Below are 13,522 nucleotides of genomic sequence, written 5' to 3' on the forward strand. Positions count from 1 at the left end.
GCGCCGGGTTCAGAAGCGCCAGATTACGTCGACAAAGGCGCGGTGCATGTAGGAGTCGACATCGTTGCCGTAGGCATCGCCGGGCTTGAATACACCGCCGCGAAAACGCACCAGGGCCGACGGCTCGTCGATGGCCTGGCTCATCGAAACCGGCAGCAGGCCTTCCTTGAAGTACTTGGTCAGGATCAGGTCGACTTCCTGGCCGAGGTCTTTCTCGCCATCGAGCAGTGCCACTTGCTGGCCGGTAGCGGCGTTGCCGTCGCCATCGGCATCGACCAGGGCATTGATGCCGCTGTCGCCGATCGGCTGATGGTCATCGACCCGCCAGAACTTGTGGTAGACCAGGCTGGCATCGTAGTCATCACGCAGTTGCCAGGAGCCGAACAGCGTCGCTGCCTGCAGGTTGCTCAGCTCAGCGCGGAAGGCCTCGCCGAAGCGATGGACCCGCGAACGGGTGCCGGTGTAGTTGGAGCGATTGCTTTGCAGGCCGGTCTGCTGATAGTTGCTCGAACCGTCGCTGCCACCGCCGCCGCTGCCACGAGCATAGGCGCCGCCGATTTGCCAGCTGGGGTCCAGACGCATACGGATGCCCAGGTCGGTGGCCCAGCCGTTGACGTCAGCGCCCTGTTTGCCGGTGGCCACTTGCTGGCCATTCAGCGTGCCGGTGTCCAGCGTGTCGCGGTCGCCGCTCAACCAGGTAACGCCGGCCCAGTAGTTGAACCTGTTCTGGTTGCGGTAGTTGTAGGCGTCGCTGTTGGCTTCCAGGCCCAACCAGGTCAGGTCGCCGGTGGTGGTTTTGTCGAGCTCGTCGACTGTCTCGCCAGGGCTGGGCAGGTCGCCGTCATCGTGGGCGTAATGAGCGCGGATGCCGACCCATTGCCCGGGCTGCCACTGGGTCGAAATGTCGCCGTAGAGGTGCAGACGATCCTTATCGTCCGGCGCCAGTTCGTCGATATCGGTACGGTATTCGCTGAAGCGTTCGGCCGCGCCGAGATTGGCGCGCAGCAAGGTGGTGTCGAAGGTCCAGTTCAGCGCTTCGATATTGGTGTCGCGCCATTGCCCGTCGTCGTTGCGCAGGCGCTGGCGACCCAAGCGCAGCACTTCGCCGGGGTAGGCGGTGAAGCCGGAATAACCGAGCCAGAACTCACGCAGGGCCAGGTAGCTCTTGTCCGGTTCGCGACTGTCGTCGCTGTTGTTGCTGGACTCGCTGTCGAGGTCGGTGGGTTGCAGGGTGTCGGTTTCGATGATGTCGGTGGCAGTGACCGCCTGGCCCATGGCATAGGCGCTCCAGTCACCGCGCTGACCATAGACCCAGGGACGCAGGTCGAGACCGATGCCGTTGACGTCGCCGCCGCTGCGGGTGCCCAGGTCGCGGTCATCCTCGGACTGGGCGGTAACTTTGATATCCAGGCCAAAATTCTTGTCCGGACTGAATGCCGCCCACACCGTACTCCCCCAGAGCAACGAGCCGCCCAGAAGCACTCCTGGACCTGCCCGACGGATCATTTTTTTTATTTTCATAGCACGTCCATTTCATTTTCCAGCGGTTGAAAGGTGACCAGACGCGCAGGATTGGCCTGTCGCGTCTGCTGCTCTTCCTGAAGGATCAGCATGGCTTTGCGACGCTCGTCCGCCGGCATGCCCTGCTCCAGACTGGACAGCATAGCGCTTGCTTCAGGCACCGCCTGGCTGCGCGCCATCTGGGCGAAGACATAGGCGTTAACGCGGTTGACCTTGACCCCGCGCGACTCGCTGAATAGCTGGGCCAGGGCGAAGTCGGCGCGGCTGTGCCCTGCCCGCGCGGCCAGCAGCAGATGGTCGACCGCCTTCTGTGGCGCAACCTGCCCGAGGTAGCCACGGCGATAGATCTGCCCGAGGTAGAAGTTCGCCGCCGGCTGCTCGCTGGCCGCACGCAACAGGTGCTGCTCGGCCAGCTGCGGGTTCTGCGGCAACACGCTGCCGTCGTAGTAAAGACGCCCGGTCAGCAGCTCGGCACGGCTGTCACCGGCTTCACGGCCGCGCTGCAGATAGCCGAGCATCTGCGTGGAGTCGCCAAGGGCCGGGTAATCGAAGAGCAACTTGGCCAGCGCGGCCCAGGCACCAGGATAGGCCGGCGCGATTTCCTGCAGCAGCGCGTAGGCATTGCTCAAATCCGCTGGCGCGGGAATGCTCGGGTCCGCCAGGACCAAGGCCACGGACTCGATCCGGCCTGGCGCGATCCAGAGGTTGGCATAGGCCATGCGCATGTCCTGGAGCAGCGCGGTCTGGGCTTGCGGCTGGTCACGCAGGCGGTTGACGGTGGCCAGTTCGACGTAGCAGATATCCTGCAGGCGCAGCAGCATCTGGCACTTCTGCTTGATCTCGTCGAGGTGCGCGGCATAGCTGCCGTTGCTGCGGTAGATGAGGATCTGCGCCAGTTCGGCCTCGGCGATGCCTTGCGCGCGCCAGCCGTCCACCAACGCTTGCGGGTCGGTCTCGGGCGAGAACTGCGGGTAGCTGACATAGAGCAGCGTCAGCGGCACCACGGCACTGTATTCACCCTGTTCGATCGAGCGGTTCAGCAGGTTCTGCGCTTCCTTCAATTGCGCATCGCTGGCGCCCCCCTGACGCAACAACAGGCGCCCGAGCCGGGACTGGGCCTTGACCGAGCTGAGTGCGGCCTGCCGGTACAGGCTTTCCGCCGCTTCGATCTGACCCGGATCGCGGCTGCTGACCTGCATGTCGCCGAGCGCTGTCTGGGCCTCGGCATAGCCCATCTTCGCCAGTTCTTCGTACTGCTGCTGGGCGGTAGCCTTGTCTCCACGCAGCAGCGCTTCCTTGGCCAACTGCTGGTCCGGCAAGCCGGAGCAGCCCTGCAGCAGGGCAAGCAGGGCAAGCAGGGCACCGTACAACAGACTGCGTTTCATTTGCCGGCCGCCATGACTTTTTCGATCAACAAGCTGCCCGGCAAACCGTCGATGGTCACCTCGACCGGAAGCCCGGCCATCTGCGTGGTCAGCGGTTCATCGGTGAGGATCGAAACGCGGATATCCGAGGCCAGGCCGCCCTGCTGCAGGGATACCGTACCGATCTTGCCGCTGCGCGCCGTGCTTTCGCCGGAAACCTGCACACGCACATCGGCACCCGGCTGCACCTTGGAAAAGGCCTTGTAGGGGAAGCGCGCCTCGATGGTCGCCGCGCCACTCAACGGCATCAGCTCGAACACCGGCACGCCCTTGCTTGCCGGTTGACCGTCGCCCACGAACTGCGCCACCACGCGGCAGTCGCACGGGCTGGTCAGGGTGCCCTGCAGGCTCTTGCTGAACAGCCGCTCGATGTTTTCCGGGGTCATCTGCTCCGGCGGCAGGTTGTTCTTCAGCACATCGAGCATGGTCGCGGAGAAGGTCGCCAGCGGCGCGCCTTTGGCCACCTCGCCTCCGACCTTGACCAGGCTTGCCTGCACTACGCCTTCACGCGGCATGCTGACCTGCTGGCTCGGCAGGCTGACCATGGCCGAATCGGCATGGGTGACGAAATAAAGGTTGTAGAGCTGGTTGAGGATGTAGGTGAAGGCAACGATCCCGACAATGAAGATCGCCAGGCTGAAACTGAGCGCCCGCAGCCGTGACAGGAAGCCCATGGCACCGCTGCCGTCCTTGCCCTTGCGCGCCTTGGCGAAGTTGTCGCGCTGCAGGGTGTTGAGCATGTCGCCCATGGTGACCAGCTCACCACTGGTGTAGGAGGTGATCAGGTAACGCAAGGCCGCCACTTCACGCGGGCGCAGGTTGTGGAACTCGCAGCCGACACGATGACCATCGGCGGACACCGAGCGCACCTGGAACTCGGTGTCGATGGCCATGCTCAGCCCATCGATCTGGAACACCAGCTTGCCCTTGTGATGCCCGCCGACCGCCATCGGCTGGCTGGTCTGGGTAAAGCTGAAGCCGCCAGCGGACAGATCCAGCAGTTCACTGTCCAGCGCCTCCCGGTTGGGACCCAGGAAACGGATCCTGGCCGGCATTTTCAGGCGCGCATACTGACGCTGCGCTTCCGACTCGTGAACGACATTGGTATTCGTGGGTGCACCTATCGCTACGCTCATGAAGTGATTCCTTCCAAACTCCGATTGAAACCCCTGCGGGACTGGCCTCGATGCCGCTCCCGCCCCCCTTCTTTCAAACGACACTCATTAATACGGCCAGAAAAACGCTGACCGCGGAAAACGTCATGGCCGGTGAAGACCAGCCGTTGAACCAGCGTTGATAACTGGCAAGATCGCGGTTCAGCTTGGTGGGCTGGCGTGTCCAGGATTGCTGGTCGAGGTGGAAAAACACGTTCACCTTCACCATCGCGCCAACGATCTGGTTGTAATAGAGAATCAGCGGATAGGCCGGCCCCACCTGGTGCCCGGACGCCAGCAGGAGCAGAGCCAGCAGCAAGCGGGTGAAACCGATCCACAACAGATAGATCAGCAGAAACGCGATGCTGTATTTGAGGCTGGCGATGATTGCCACCAGAGGCCCGAGCAGGCTGGTCCACATCGACACGCGCTGGTCGAACAGCACCAGGCAGGTGAACCAGCCCAGGCGCCGCGGCCCCAAACCCAAGGCTCGGGAGTTCTGCCGCAGGTTGTTGCCGTACCAGCGGAACATCAGCTTGCGGCTGGCCTTGAAGAAGTTTTTCTCCGGCGGATGCTCGACCGTATTGATCGCCGCATCCGGCACGTAAAAGGTGTCATAGCCCAGGCGCATCAGGCTGTACCAGCTGGACTTGTCGTCGCCGGTGAGGAACTTGAAGCGGCCCAGGCGCCAATGATCCAGCGAATCGCTTTCGACATCGGCGATGAACCCGGGGTTGGTCACCACCCGCGCACGGAATACCGACATGCGCCCGGTAAGCGTCAATACGCGTTTGGAAAGCGCCATGGAGCTCATGTTGATGTGCCGCTGGGCGAAGCGCAGTTTGTGCCACTCGCTCATGATGTAGCTGCCGCGCACCTCGCAGAACTCATTGGTGGTCAGGCCGCCAACCTTGGGGAACAGCTTGAAATAAGGCACGGTCTGGCGCACAACACCGGCCGTCAGCACCGTATCGCCGTCGACCACCGCCACCACCGCATCGTCGTCCGGCAAGTGCCGGGAAATCGCCCGGAAACCGTAGGCCAGGCCATCGCGCTTGCCGGTTCCGGCGATGCGGACGAAATCCAGCTTCACCCGTGTCGGTGGATTGAGCTTGCCCCAGAGGCTCTTGATCAAGAGTTCATCGGACATCTCCACCAGCGAGCAGACCACCGTGCAGGGGTAGCCGCAATTGATCGCCTCTTCGATCACCGAGCGATAGACCTGGGCGGTGGTCAGGGCGTCGATGCGAAAACTGGTCACCAACAGGAAGACATGGGAGGGATCCGCCGTTTCGCCAAGCTTGCGCGCCTGCCTGCGGTAATGCGGAAACACCAGATAAAGGAAAACCAGCCCGCGCAGGTAATGCATCGCGCCCATACCATAACGCCAGATGCCGACCGCGCCGAGCAACAGGATGAAATCCTTCGACTCCGGGTCGAACACCGTTTCCGGCATGGCCAGCGCCAGCAGCATCAGCGCCGCACAGTAGAACAGCCAGCCTGCGCCATCGCGCAGAATCCTTGCGAATCCGTCCATACGCTTGCATTCCATCCTGTTTGCTCGAGCATCCCCCGCCGACAGCGGACGGACTGTTGTCCGTCCGCTAGCAAGCGCGTGCAGCGAGGCAGCGTCTACCAGCAGATGCCTTCCATCGAGGCACTGCTGGATCCCTTCATGAAGCCCACCAGATCGACGATCACCTTGCCCGCCGGCAAATTGCCGAGCAGGCGCGCGAACTGCTGATCGCTGTTGCCGATCACGATCACATCCGCCTGCTCCACCACCTCGTCCAGGTCGGCGCGCAGCAAGGACGACACATGCGGAATCTTCGACTCGATGTATTCCTTGTTGGCGCCATAAACCCGGGCGTACTCGACGTTGCTGTCGTAGATGTGCAGGTCGTAACCCTTGCCGATCAGCATCTCGGCCAGCTCGACCAACGGGCTTTCGCGCAAGTCGTCGGTGCCGGCCTTGAACGACAGCCCCAACAGGCCGATACGGCGTTTGTCATGGCTGGTGATGATGTCGAAGGCCCTTTCCACCTGCACCCGGTTGCTGCGCATGATCGAGTGCAGCAGTGGGTGCTCGATATCGAGCTGGCTGGCTCGGTAGGTCAGTGCGCGCACATCCTTGGGCAGGCACGAGCCACCGAAGGCGAAACCGGGGCGCATGTAGTACTTGGAGAGGTTGAGCTTGTGGTCCTGGCAGATCACCTCCATCACCTCGCGCCCATCGACGCCCACCGCCTTGGCGATATTGCCGATCTCGTTGGCGAAGGTGACCTTGGTGGCGTGCCAGACGTTGCAGGTGTACTTGATCATCTCCGCGACTTCGATGCTCTTGCGGATGATCGGCGCATCCAGCTCGCTGTAGATGGCCTCCAGCAGGTCGCCGGAAGCCTTGTCCAGCTCGCCGATCACGGTCATCGCCGGAAAGTCGTAGTCCTGGATGGCAGTACTTTCGCGCAGGAACTCCGGGTTCACGGCAACCCCGAAATCCACGCCGGCTTTCATCCCCGAGTATTTTTCCAGCATCGGGATAACCACATTGCTGACTGTGCCCGGCAGGACCGTGCTGCGCACGACAACGGTATGACGCCCGGATTTCTCCGGCAGTACGCTGCCGATCTGCTCGCACACCTGGGCAATGTAGGAAACGTCCAGGTCGCCATTCTTCCTGCTCGGCGTGGGCGCCGCGATAAAAGACACATCCGTGTTCATCACCGCTTCACGCACATCGAGGGTGCCGCGCAAATTGCCACTGCCAACCCCCTTCTGCAGCAGGGCTTCGAGCCCCGGCTCGACGATCGGTGACTTGCCGCTGTTTATCATGTCTATCTTGAGCGGCGTGACATCCACCCCGACGATCTGGTGACCGCGAGCGGACAAACAGCCCGCACAAACGGCACCGACATACCCAAGCCCGAAAATACTGATACGCATCGCTCAACTCCTTAGCAATTTACCTGACCGGGCTCCGTGCAAGCAGCGGACACCCATCTCCAACGAGACTCAAAGGCACGGCAGAATTCATGCACTCAGGTCAACTAAGGCCTGAAATTCATTGCATTCAGAAAGCACGACAGCCGCTATTCGGGTGACCAATTCAAAAGAGCAAATTGAGTGCCAGCCGAGCCACAGAATAAGCACTGTTAAGTGTCAGAATTAATAAACAACAAAAACAATAAATTAATGGCCACCCCTTAGAAAACCTGGAGCCAGGACCTAAACCAAAAAGAACCAAAACAACGCACAAGCCCCCTGATCCGCCTGTAAAAAGTGCAACACCCAGCTCAATACGCAACATCGCAGCCTGAAGATCCAAGACCACAAAACTCATTAAAGCAAGAACATCCGGCGTCAAATAAAAAGCGACAACTAACCGGCACACAATAACTTCAGCAATTAATAAATAATTAAAAGTTATAACTACTCAAACAATCCTGAATTCATAGAATAAGTGCAACGTTTGAAACGATAGGCAGAGAGTCAGCCACCGGTAGAATCCAGGCTCTCACACCGAAGGATTCAAGCGCAGATGACTACGCATTACCGGCAGCTAACTCAGGGCCAACGTTACCAGATTGAGGCCGGTCTGAGCGCCGGAAAAAGCCAGGCAAGCATCGCGAAACAGGTTGGCGTACATCCCTCGACGATAAGTCGTGAGGTTCGCCGCAACAGCTCCCAGAAGACCTACAAAGCGGTTGCTGCGACCCATGAAAGTGATGCCCGTCGAGCGCAGGCGCGCAAGCACTGCAAGCCATTAACGTGGTTCAGCCATTATCTGCCGCTCTGGCTAAAACACGGTATGAGCCCGGAGCAGATTGCTCAGCGCCTGAAGCAAGAGCAGCCGGAGCGCGCGGTCAGTCACGAGTGGATTTATCGGTTTATCGCCACCGACAAACACGCAGGTGGCGAGTTATACAAGTATTTGCGGCACCGCAGGAAGCTGTACCGAAAACGCTACGGAAGCCACGACCGGCGCGGACAGTTGCGTAATCGCGTATCGATAACCGAGCGCCCTGCTGAGGTCGAAGCCCGCGAGCGTCTAGGTGATTGGGAGGGTGACACGGTGCATGGCGTAGGCGGCAATCTGGTCACGCTGGTTGATCGTAAAAGCGGCTACCTGAGCGCCTATCCGGTCAAGCGCAGGACGCGCCGGCAGGTAACGCGGGCGATCAATCTGTTGCTCAAGGGGCATGCTGTTCACACGCTGACGCTGGATAACGGGAAGGAGTTTGCCGGGCATGAACGCATTGCGCATCGGAGCCAGTGCCAAGTCTTTTTTGCAGAACCCTATTCATCCTGGCAGCGAGGCACTAATGAAAATACCAACGGCCTGCTCCGGCAGTATTTTCCCAAGGGCGGCGACTTCAGCAAGCTGACCGTCGAGGCGGTCAGTCGCGTGGTAACGAAGATCAATTTACGCCCGCGAAAACGCCTGGGCTGGAAGACGCCGTACGAAGTTTATGCAGGGGTGAGCGTTGCACTTATGTGTTGAATTCAGGAATTATTTACTTCCACGCTATATGGCGAAAACCGGCATGACATCGACCGCCATGCGACTCGAGACCCATCCCACATCAAGCGGCTCGCCCTCGACACAGATAATGGCTATCTGCCTGTCCGGTGGCGTCAAGAAACTGGTTACACTGTGGCGCAAAGAAACGGCTCAACTTTGGTGCATAGGCGCCGATAGCAGTCCCAAGCCTTACGGAATGACACCATGCGAAACAACCAGCCGATCACCCAGCGCGAACACATCTATCCCGCCACACAGCGACTGATCTCCACCACCGATACCCGGGGCGTGATCACTTACTGCAACGAGGCCTTCGTCGCTGTCAGCGGCTATGACCACGACGAACTGCTCGGCGCGGCGCATAACCTGGTGCGCCACCCCGACGTGCCCGCCGCCGTCTTTGCGCACATGTGGGCAACCCTGAAGAAGGGCCGGCCGTGGATGGGTATCGTCAAGAACCGCTGCAAGAGCGGTGACCACTATTGGGTCAACGCCTATGTCACCCCGGTGCTGGATAACAATCAGGTCGTGGGCTTCGAGTCGGTACGGGTCAAACCCACGGCCGAGCAGGTACGCCGCGCCGAGGCCCTGTATCAACGCATCAACACGGGCAAATCGGCCATTCCGAGCAGCGACCACTGGCTGCCGATTCTGCAGAACTGGCTGCCGTTCATTCTGGTCAGCCAGGCCGGCTTCCTGATCGGTGCCTGGCTGGATTCCAGCTGGGGCTTCCTGATTGCCGCCGCACTCTCGATTCCGCTGGGGCTGGCCGGCCTCAACTGGCAGCAGCGCGGCCTGCGCCGGCTGCTGCGTTTGGCCGAGCAAAGCACGTCAGACCCCTTGATCGCGCAGATGTACACCGACAGCCGTGGCCCGCAGGGGCGTCTGGAAATGGCGATCCTGAGCCAGGAAGCGCGCTTGAAAACCTGCCTGACACGCCTGCAGGACAGCGCCGAACACCTGACGCAACAAGCCAAAAGGGCCGACACCCTGGCGCAGAACAGTTCCGCCGGCCTGGATCGTCAACGCGTGGAAACCGAGCAGGTGGCCACCGCCGTGAATGAGATGGCGGCCACGACGCTGGAGGTGGCGAGCAATGTCGCCCGCACCGCCATCGCCACCCAGGAAGCCAATCGCCTGACCGGCCAAGGGCGCAGCATCGCCAGCGAAACCCGCGAAGCGATTCAGCGCCTGTCCGTCTCCGTCGGTGAAACCGGCGAAACCGTGACGCGTCTGGCCCAGGACAGCAACGAAATCGGCGGCGTGGTCGATGTGATCAAAGGCATCGCCGACCAGACCAACCTGCTGGCCCTGAACGCGGCGATCGAGGCGGCACGCGCCGGTGAGATGGGCCGTGGCTTTGCCGTGGTGGCCGATGAGGTGCGCTCGCTGGCGCAACGCACCGCGGAATCCACCGGGCAGATCCATCAGTTGATCGCCAAGCTGCAACGCACCGCCGAGGAAGCCGTGCTGACCATGGAAATCGGTCGCCGGCAAGCCGACGAAGGCGTCGAGCGGGTACAGCAAGCCGACCTGGCCTTGGCCGGGATCAGCGATGCGGTGGCCAATATCGCCGACATGGCCGACCAGATCGCCGCTGCCGCCGAAGAGCAAAGCGCGGTGGCCGATGAGATCAACCGCAACATCACCACCATCGCCCAATTGGCTGACAAAACCGCCGACGAAGCCCAGAGCACGGCACTGCTCAGCAAAGAGCTGACCGCCACCGCACAGGGCCAGTCGTCGCTGGTGGAGCGCTTTAACCGCTAAGGCACAGCCCCCGCGACACCCAGCGTCAGCGTTGCTCCGAACGCTGGCGTTTTTTTGTGCGGGCGAACGCTGGCCTGTACCTGCAGGAGCGGCTTTAACCGCGAAAGCATCGCGACTAAAGCCGCTCCCACAAGATCCCTTGAGGCTTTGGCGCACGGCTTCTCGGGTGCGTCCTACTTAAGAAAGTCCGCTATCCGTTCGGCAGCGCTATCCAGGTGCTGTTCATGGCTGAAACCTGAAGACTTGAGCGGCTTCAGGTCATGGTCGGCCGCCCCCAGCCAGCACAGCTCGATCTGCGCCGAAAGCGGATAGCCCGCTACCGTCGCCTTGCCGCCCAAAGCATCGCGTTCGCCCTGCACGATCAGCGTCGGCGTTTGCAGGTCGCTCAAGTGCGCCACCCGCGGTTTGTCCTTCTTGCCAACGGCGTGGAACGGGTAGCCCAGACAAACCAGCCCATCCACGGCCAATTCATCCGCCAGCATGCTCGCCATCCGCCCCCCCATCGACTTGCCGCCGATGACCAGTGGCCCTGTGACCTGTTGGCGCACCTGCGCATACACCGCCCGCCACTGCGCCAGTAGCTGCGCCTGCGGATTGGGCGGCCGTTTGCGCCCATCCAGGCGGCGCTGCGCCATATAGGCGAACTCGAAGCGCAGCACCGTGATGCCCCGTGCGGCCAGGCGCGCAGCCATGCCCGCCATGAAGTCGCTGTCCATCGGCGCGCCGGCGCCATGGGCCAGGATCAGGCAGGCCCGGGATGTGCCTGCGGGGCGCGTCCATCGCCATTCACCCGCAACTGCGCCGGGGGGCGCGAGTTGATCCAAATCAATATTGCTCAGTGGCACTTTCGCCATGCTTGCCTCGCCTTCAAATGCATAAAACCTAGAAACCGCGGATTAGAGCTGTATGTGGGCATGACTCACTACGTTCGCCCTTCGGGGCCGCGCTGCAGCGCGTAAGCAGCAAGCTGAATGTCGAGCCTGTTGTGAGCGCCCTGTCACGCGCGCAGCCCGCTGTCGTTTTCACACGGCCTCACGGGAAAGCCTATTAATGACCAAAGGAACCAGTACCGCCTACCACTATAAGGTGGTTCGCCAATTCGCCATCATGACGGTGGTGTGGGGAATAGTCGGCATGGGGCTGGGCGTTTTTATCGCCTCTCAATTGGTTTGGCCGGAGCTCAACTTCGACCTGCCCTGGACCAGTTTCGGGCGCCTGCGCCCCTTGCACACCAACGCGGTTATTTTCGCCTTCGGCGGCTGCGCCCTGTTCGCCACGTCCTATTACACCGTGCAGCGCACCTGCCAGACGCCTTTGTTCTCGCCACGCCTGGCGGCCCTGACCTTCTGGGGCTGGCAACTGGTGATCCTGCTGGCGGCGATCAGCCTGCCGTTGGGCTACACCAGCTCGAAAGAGTACGCCGAGCTGGAATGGCCGATCGACCTGCTGATCACCCTCGTCTGGGTCGCTTATGCCGTGGTGTTCTTCGGCACGCTGATGAAGCGCACGACCAAGCATATCTATGTCGGCAACTGGTTCTACGGCGCGTTCATCATCACCGTGGCGATCCTGCACATCGTCAACAACCTGGAGGTCCCGGTCAGCCTGAGCAAGTCCTACTCGCTGTACTCCGGCGCGACCGACGCGATGATCCAGTGGTGGTACGGCCACAACGCCGTGGGCTTTTTCCTCACCGCGGGCTTCCTGGGCATGATGTATTACTTCGTGCCCAAGCAGGCCGAGCGCCCGGTGTATTCCTATCGCCTGTCGATCGTGCATTTCTGGGCACTGATCACCCTGTACATCTGGGCCGGCCCGCACCACTTGCACTACACCGCGCTGCCGGACTGGGCGCAATCCTTGGGCATGGTGATGTCGCTGATCCTGCTGGCGCCCAGCTGGGGCGGCATGATCAACGGCATGATGACCCTCTCCGGGGCCTGGCATAAGTTGCGCGACGACCCGATTCTGCGCTTTCTGGTGGTGTCCCTGGCGTTCTACGGCATGTCGACCTTCGAAGGTCCGATGATGGCGATCAAGACCGTCAACGCGCTCTCCCACTACACCGACTGGACCATCGGCCATGTACATGCCGGAGCACTGGGCTGGGTGGCGATGATCACCTTCGGCGCGCTGTACCACATGATCCCCAGGCTTTGGGGTCGGCCGAGCATGTACAGCATCGGCCTGATCAACGCGCACTTCTGGCTCGCCACCATTGGCACCGTGCTCTACATCGCCTCCATGTGGGTCAGTGGCATCACCCAGGGCCTGATGTGGCGCGCCATCAACGAGGACGGCACCCTCACCTACTCCTTCGTCGAAGCGCTGCAGGCCAGCCATCCAGGGTTTGTCGTACGCCTGATCGGCGGTGCGATCTTCTTCAGCGGCACGCTGCTGATGGCCTACAACACCTGGCGCACCGTGCGCTCCGCGCATCCGCTAGAAGCCGCCGCCGCACAAATGGCCTGAGGAGAAAGTCGATGAGCAAGCATGAAGTACTCGAAAAGAACGTCGGCCTGTTGCTGCTCTGCATGGTGCTGGCAGTCAGCATCGGCGGCCTGACCCAGATCGTTCCGCTGTTCTTCCAGGGCGTCACCACCAAGCCGGTGGACGGCATGCGCCCCTACACCGCACTGCAACTCGAAGGCCGCGACATTTACATCCGCGAAGGCTGCGTTGGCTGCCACTCGCAGATGATCCGCCCGTTCCGCGCCGAAACCGAGCGTTACGGTCACTACTCGGTCGCCGGCGAAAGCGTCTGGGACCACCCGTTCCTCTGGGGCTCCAAGCGTACCGGCCCGGATCTGGCACGGGTTGGCGGTCGCTACTCGGATGAATGGCAGCGCGCCCACCTCTATAACCCGCGCAACGTGGTGCCGGAATCGAAAATGCCCGCCTATCCCTGGCTGGTACAGAACCAGCTGGATGGCAAAGACAGCGCAACCAAGCTGAAAGTCATGCAGTTGATGGGCGTTCCTTATACCGCCGAAGACATCGCCGGGGCGCACGACGCGGTCGCGGGCAAGACCGAGATGGACGCACTGGTGGCCTACCTGCAGGTACTCGGCACCGCCATCAAGAACAAAAGGTAAGCACTTTGACTATCGCCCTGGACAGATTTGACTCGA

10 protein-coding genes are annotated in these 13,522 nt (G+C 61.4%); 4 read left to right on the top strand and 6 right to left on the bottom strand.

Features of this window, described 5'->3' with window-relative positions; translation table 11 throughout:
- Nucleotides 1–9: 9 nt before the first annotated feature.
- From AC3IYG_RS13255 to AC3IYG_RS13275, 5 genes are all read right to left on the bottom strand, one after another.
- On the bottom strand, nucleotides 10–1,521 hold the full coding sequence (locus tag AC3IYG_RS13255; RefSeq protein WP_489309081.1) for an alginate export family protein: 1,512 nt from the start codon (nucleotides 1,519–1,521) through the stop codon (nucleotides 10–12).
- Complete coding sequence (locus AC3IYG_RS13260; protein ID WP_489309083.1) at nucleotides 1,518–2,906, bottom strand: alginate biosynthesis protein AlgK; 1,389 nt, start codon at nucleotides 2,904–2,906, stop codon at nucleotides 1,518–1,520. Before AC3IYG_RS13260 ends, AC3IYG_RS13255 begins: the two co-directional genes overlap by 4 nt.
- Nucleotides 2,903–4,081, bottom strand: a complete 1,179-nt coding sequence (locus tag AC3IYG_RS13265; RefSeq protein ID WP_489309085.1) for a PilZ domain-containing protein — start codon at nucleotides 4,079–4,081, stop codon at nucleotides 2,903–2,905. The genes AC3IYG_RS13260 and AC3IYG_RS13265 overlap by 4 nt, the downstream gene beginning before the upstream one ends.
- Before the next feature lie 73 nt (nucleotides 4,082–4,154).
- The gene (locus tag AC3IYG_RS13270) at nucleotides 4,155–5,636 is read right to left on the bottom strand and encodes a glycosyltransferase family 2 protein (RefSeq protein ID WP_489309087.1); all 1,482 of its coding nucleotides are present in this window, start codon (nucleotides 5,634–5,636) and stop codon (nucleotides 4,155–4,157) included.
- Between the two features lie 95 nt (nucleotides 5,637–5,731).
- Entirely contained in the window at nucleotides 5,732–7,042 is a 1,311-nt protein-coding gene (locus AC3IYG_RS13275) for a nucleotide sugar dehydrogenase (protein WP_489309088.1), read from the bottom strand.
- Nucleotides 7,043–7,637: 595 nt separating this feature from the next.
- On the opposite strand from AC3IYG_RS13275, the gene AC3IYG_RS13280 reads away from it, so the two are divergent.
- Entirely contained in the window at nucleotides 7,638–8,600 is a 963-nt protein-coding gene (locus AC3IYG_RS13280; protein ID WP_017846754.1) for an IS30-like element ISPsme1 family transposase, read from the top strand.
- A gap of 225 nt (nucleotides 8,601–8,825) precedes the next feature.
- Entirely contained in the window at nucleotides 8,826–10,391 is a 1,566-nt protein-coding gene (locus tag AC3IYG_RS13285; RefSeq protein WP_489309090.1) for a methyl-accepting chemotaxis protein, read from the top strand.
- A 173-nt stretch (nucleotides 10,392–10,564) separates the two neighbouring features.
- Here the strand turns inward: AC3IYG_RS13285 and AC3IYG_RS13290 are convergent, their stop codons facing one another.
- On the bottom strand, nucleotides 10,565–11,245 hold the full coding sequence (locus tag AC3IYG_RS13290; protein ID WP_489309091.1) for an alpha/beta family hydrolase: 681 nt from the start codon (nucleotides 11,243–11,245) through the stop codon (nucleotides 10,565–10,567).
- Between the two features lie 196 nt (nucleotides 11,246–11,441).
- On the opposite strand from AC3IYG_RS13290, the gene ccoN reads away from it, so the two are divergent.
- Both ccoN and ccoO read left to right on the top strand, forming a co-directional pair.
- Nucleotides 11,442–12,863, top strand: coding sequence for a cytochrome-c oxidase, cbb3-type subunit I (ccoN, locus tag AC3IYG_RS13295; protein WP_489309093.1), 1,422 nt, complete (start codon nucleotides 11,442–11,444; stop codon nucleotides 12,861–12,863).
- A gap of 11 nt (nucleotides 12,864–12,874) precedes the next feature.
- Nucleotides 12,875–13,486 carry a cytochrome-c oxidase, cbb3-type subunit II gene (ccoO, locus tag AC3IYG_RS13300; protein WP_489309095.1) on the top strand — a complete coding sequence of 204 codons (612 nt, stop codon included), beginning with the start codon at nucleotides 12,875–12,877 and terminating at the stop codon, nucleotides 13,484–13,486.
- The last annotated feature ends 36 nt before the right edge of the window (nucleotides 13,487–13,522 follow it).

The organism is Pseudomonas sp. KH_027, assembly GCF_057838565.1.

What these genes read in the sequence shown, in the direction of transcription:
- AC3IYG_RS13280 (WP_017846754.1), top strand. Translation starts at nt 7,638, where the DNA reads ATGACTACGCATTACCGGCAGCTAACTCAGGGCCAACGTTACCAGATT.
- AC3IYG_RS13270 (WP_489309087.1), bottom strand. Translation starts at nt 5,636, where the DNA reads ATGGACGGATTCGCAAGGATTCTGCGCGATGGCGCAGGCTGGCTGTTC.
- AC3IYG_RS13290 (WP_489309091.1), bottom strand. Translation starts at nt 11,245, where the DNA reads ATGGCGAAAGTGCCACTGAGCAATATTGATTTGGATCAACTCGCGCCC.
- ccoN (WP_489309093.1), top strand. Translation starts at nt 11,442, where the DNA reads ATGACCAAAGGAACCAGTACCGCCTACCACTATAAGGTGGTTCGCCAA.
- AC3IYG_RS13255 (WP_489309081.1), bottom strand. Translation starts at nt 1,521, where the DNA reads ATGAAAATAAAAAAAATGATCCGTCGGGCAGGTCCAGGAGTGCTTCTG.
- AC3IYG_RS13285 (WP_489309090.1), top strand. Translation starts at nt 8,826, where the DNA reads ATGCGAAACAACCAGCCGATCACCCAGCGCGAACACATCTATCCCGCC.
- ccoO (WP_489309095.1), top strand. Translation starts at nt 12,875, where the DNA reads ATGAGCAAGCATGAAGTACTCGAAAAGAACGTCGGCCTGTTGCTGCTC.
- AC3IYG_RS13260 (WP_489309083.1), bottom strand. Translation starts at nt 2,906, where the DNA reads ATGAAACGCAGTCTGTTGTACGGTGCCCTGCTTGCCCTGCTTGCCCTG.
- AC3IYG_RS13265 (WP_489309085.1), bottom strand. Translation starts at nt 4,081, where the DNA reads ATGAGCGTAGCGATAGGTGCACCCACGAATACCAATGTCGTTCACGAG.
- AC3IYG_RS13275 (WP_489309088.1), bottom strand. Translation starts at nt 7,042, where the DNA reads ATGCGTATCAGTATTTTCGGGCTTGGGTATGTCGGTGCCGTTTGTGCG.